The following is a 3370-nucleotide window of genomic DNA, read 5'->3' on the forward strand; positions in this document are numbered from 1 at the left end:
CCACCGGCATCGCCGACCTGCTGCGGCCCCCCCGCCCCGCCGCCAGCCGGGGGTTAGCCCGGTGCCCGCGCGGATGGATCCGCAGCGGTTCGACGAGCTGGTCTCCGACGCGCTCGACCTGATCCCGCCCGAGCTCGCGGCGGCCATGGACAACGTCGTCGTGCTGGTCTCCGACCGGCACCCGGAGGACGGCGAACTGCTCGGGCTGTACGAAGGGGTCGCGCTGACCGAGCGTGACTCCGACTACGCGGGATCGCTGCCGGACGCCATCACCATCTACCGCGAGGCGCTGCTCGACGTCTGCGAGTCCGACGACGAGGTGGTCGAGGAGGTGGCGATCACGGTGATCCACGAGATCGCCCACCACTTCGGCATCGACGACGACCGGCTCGAAGAGTTGGGCTGGGCCTGACAACTTTCGCCGCGCCGGTTTTCCGGGCGCGGCAACCGCGGTTTGTCCACGGCCGGTGCTATGAACGGGTTATGAGCGCTGACTGCCGCGACTGCCGGGCGGGCTTAGATCACTGTCACGGCACCATCATTCGCCATTCGCTGCGCCGCTCCGAATGCACCGAGCCGGACTGCTTCAGCCCCGAGCTGTTGCCGCACGCCTTCGTCGTCGACTGCGACGCCGTCGGCTGCGGGTGCTTCGAATCGGTGGCGCTGGCCGTCTGATCGGCCGTCAGCCCATCGGGTCGGTGCTCGAATGCACCGCGTCCGCGACCGGAGTCGCCTCGTCCTCGGGGTAGAACGGCGGCGTCAGCGTCCCCCACCGCACGCAGCTCCACCGCCCGTCGGTGATGGGGGCCAAGACCACCGATTGGGCGTTGTCCAGGTGGTTGTCCAGCGCGAAGGTGGCGTCCACCCCGGCCAGCACGGCGGCGGCCAGACGAATCGCCGCACCGTGGCTCACGACGACGATGTCGCCGGTCCAGTCGTGGTTGTCGAGGTAGCGCAGGCGCAGGTCGGTGAGCACCGGTACGTAGCGGTCCAGGACGTCGTTGCCGGTTTCGCCGCCGGGCAGCGGGATGTCGAGATCACCGTGATGCCATCGCTCGTAGATCGCGTTGAACTCCGCGACCGCGTCGTCGTCGCTGCGGTCTTCCAGCCCGCCGACCTGGACCTCGTGCACGCCGGGTACCTCGACGGCGGACATCTTGAGCTCGCCGCCGATGACCCCGGCGGTCTGGCACGCGCGAATCGCGACCGAGTGAGCCAGCAGCGCGGGCCGTCCCGTGCCGCGGGCGAAGGCGCGGGCCTGGTCGCGCCCCAGCGGCGTCAGCTCCGCCCCGGGCGGGCGGGTGTCGAGCCGGCGCTCGACGTTGCCGTACGACTGGCCGTGCCGCAGTAGCACCAGGCGACCGGTCATCGTTCGAGCTCCGCGGACTCGATTTCCGGTTTGCCCTCACGCAGCCGCGCCAGCCAGCGGGCCGCCTCGTCGGCCGGCGGCGGCAGCACCCCGGCGGGCGAGCCCGTCGGCCACGATCCCAGGTATCGCACATCGGCACAACGACGGTGCAGCGCCTTGAGTGCCTCCGAGACGGCGTCGTCGTCGATGTGGCCCACGCAGTCGGCGAAGAACATGTAGGTGCCCAGCGCGGTCCGGGTCGGTCGGGATTCGATGCGCGTCAGGTCGATGCCCCGGATCCCGAACTCGGTGAGCGCCCCCAGCAGCGCCCCCGGTGCGTTCTCGATGCGCAGCACCACCGCCGTCCGGTCGGCACCGGTGCGGGCAGGCGGCGGCCCCGGCGGACCGACGAGGAGGAACCGGGTGCGGGCGTTGGGTTCGTCCACGACACCGTCGGCCAGCGTGCCGAGCCCCCAATGGGAGGCGGCCAGCGGCGACGTCACCGCGGCGTCCGCTTGCCCCTCGGCCACCTGCCGCGCCGCGTCGGCGTTGGAATACGCCGGCCGCAGCTCGGCAGCGGGCAGGTTGTCGGCCACCCAGTGCCGCACCTGCGCGGCCGCCACCGAGAACGCGGCCAGGGTGTGGACGTCGGCGGCGGTACGGCCCGGTTTGACCACGATGGTGAAGGCGACGTCCAGGGTGGTCTCGGCGAAGACTTGCAGGGGCGACCCGATGGCGAGGCTGTCGAGCGTGGGCGTCACCGACCCGTCGATCGAGTTCTCGATCGGGACGCAGGCGTATTCGGCGCCGCCGTCGCGGACGGCGTCCAGCGCCGCGGCGGTGCTGTCGAGGGGCAGCCGCTGGACCTCGTCTTGGCCCTGGCCGGGGATCAGGCCGGCGTCCGTGATCTGCAACAGCGCCGCCTCGGTGAAGGTCCCTTCCGGACCGAGATAAGCGATGCGGACCACGCCCCAACCCTAGCCGCGGCGGCCGTCAAACGGCTCTTGCGGCGCCCCGCCTTCTAAGTTAACTTAGGCTTACCTAATCTAAGGAGAACGGTGTTACCGCTGACCTACCCCTCCCCGACGACGGCCGAACGTATCCGCAGCGCCTGCGTGCGCGCCGGTGGCGCGCTGCTTGCCCTGGAAACAGCGCAGCCACGCCAGGAGCCGGTCGTGACGCCCGTGCATCACCTGCTGCCCGACGGGTCCTTCGCCCTGGCGCTTCCGAATTCGAACGACGACCCGCCGCCGGCCGGGTCGCAGGCGCTGCTGGAGCTGACCGACTACGCGCCGCTGCCGCTGCGGGAGCCGGTGCGCTCGCTGGTGTGGGTGCGCGGGCGGCTGCGGGCATTTCCCCCGGCCGAGGTCGCCGAGACGGTCGACCGGATCGCCGCCGAGTGGCCGCACCCCGCGCTGCTTCAGGTCGACACCCCGCGGTGCGCGCCGCCCGACGATGAGGAAATGCGGTACACGCTGGTCCGGCTGGAGATCGCGTCCGTCGTCGTGACGGACGCCACCGGTGCCGAGCCCGTCAGCGTCGAGGATCTCCTCGCGGCCCGGCCCGACCCATTCTGCGAGATCGAGTCGAACCTGTTGTGGCATCTGGACACCGCCCACAGCGATGTGGTCGCCCGGCTGGTGTCCCGGCTGCCCGCGCCGTTGCGTCGCGGGCAGGTGCGTCCGCTCGGGCTCGACCGCTACGGCGTTCGGTTTCGCGTCGAGAGCCAAGACCGCGACCACGACGTCCGGCTGCCGTTTCACAAGCCGGTCGACGACATGACCGGGCTGAGCCAGGCCATCCGGGTGTTGATGGGTTGCCCGTTCATCAACGGCCTGCGCGCGCGCCCGTAGTCGGACGCCGGGCCGCCGGCCGCGTACGTTAACCGGGTGAACGGCGATCGACCCCCGCCCCGGCGCGACCCGCGCGTCGAGCCGTCGCAGGTGATTCGCCGCGGCGCCCGCCCGCCGACACCGGCCGAACAGACCACCCCGCTGCCGGGCAGGACCCCGCCGCCCCCCC

General features: G+C 71.7%; 4 protein-coding genes and 1 pseudogene. 3 read left to right on the forward strand and 2 right to left on the reverse strand.

What is annotated here, in order from left to right; translation table 11 throughout:
• The first annotated feature begins 61 nt into the window (after nt 1-61).
• A pseudogene (locus A5730_RS04655) lies at nt 62-487 on the forward strand (metallopeptidase family protein).
• Nucleotides 484-675 carry a hypothetical protein gene (locus tag A5730_RS04660; protein ID WP_055404671.1) on the forward strand — a complete coding sequence of 64 codons (192 nt, stop codon included), beginning with the start codon at nt 484-486 and terminating at the stop codon, nt 673-675. The pseudogene A5730_RS04655 and the gene A5730_RS04660 overlap by 4 nt, the downstream one beginning before the upstream one ends.
• Nucleotides 676-682: 7 nt before the next feature.
• Here the strand turns inward: A5730_RS04660 and A5730_RS04665 are convergent, their stop codons facing one another.
• Complete coding sequence (locus A5730_RS04665) at nt 683-1369, reverse strand: histidine phosphatase family protein (RefSeq protein ID WP_067896306.1); 687 nt, start codon at nt 1367-1369, stop codon at nt 683-685.
• Complete coding sequence (gene pheA, locus A5730_RS04670) at nt 1366-2316, reverse strand: prephenate dehydratase (protein WP_067896308.1); 951 nt, start codon at nt 2314-2316, stop codon at nt 1366-1368. The genes A5730_RS04665 and pheA overlap by 4 nt, the downstream gene beginning before the upstream one ends.
• Nucleotides 2317-2406: 90 nt before the next feature.
• Here pheA and A5730_RS04675 point away from each other — a divergent pair, with 90 nt between their 5' ends.
• Nucleotides 2407-3201, forward strand: coding sequence for a DUF2470 domain-containing protein (locus A5730_RS04675; protein WP_067896311.1), 795 nt, complete (start codon nt 2407-2409; stop codon nt 3199-3201).
• Nucleotides 3202-3370 lie beyond the last annotated feature (169 nt).

Source organism: Mycobacterium sp. ACS4054, assembly GCF_001667275.1.
Classification (GTDB): Bacteria; Actinomycetota; Actinomycetes; order Mycobacteriales; family Mycobacteriaceae; genus Mycobacterium.

Coding starts and splice junctions, on each gene's coding strand:
- A5730_RS04660 (WP_055404671.1), top strand. CDS start 484: ATGAGCGCTGACTGCCGCGACTGCCGGGCGGGCTTAGATCACTGTCAC.
- A5730_RS04665 (WP_067896306.1), bottom strand. CDS start 1,369: ATGACCGGTCGCCTGGTGCTACTGCGGCACGGCCAGTCGTACGGCAAC.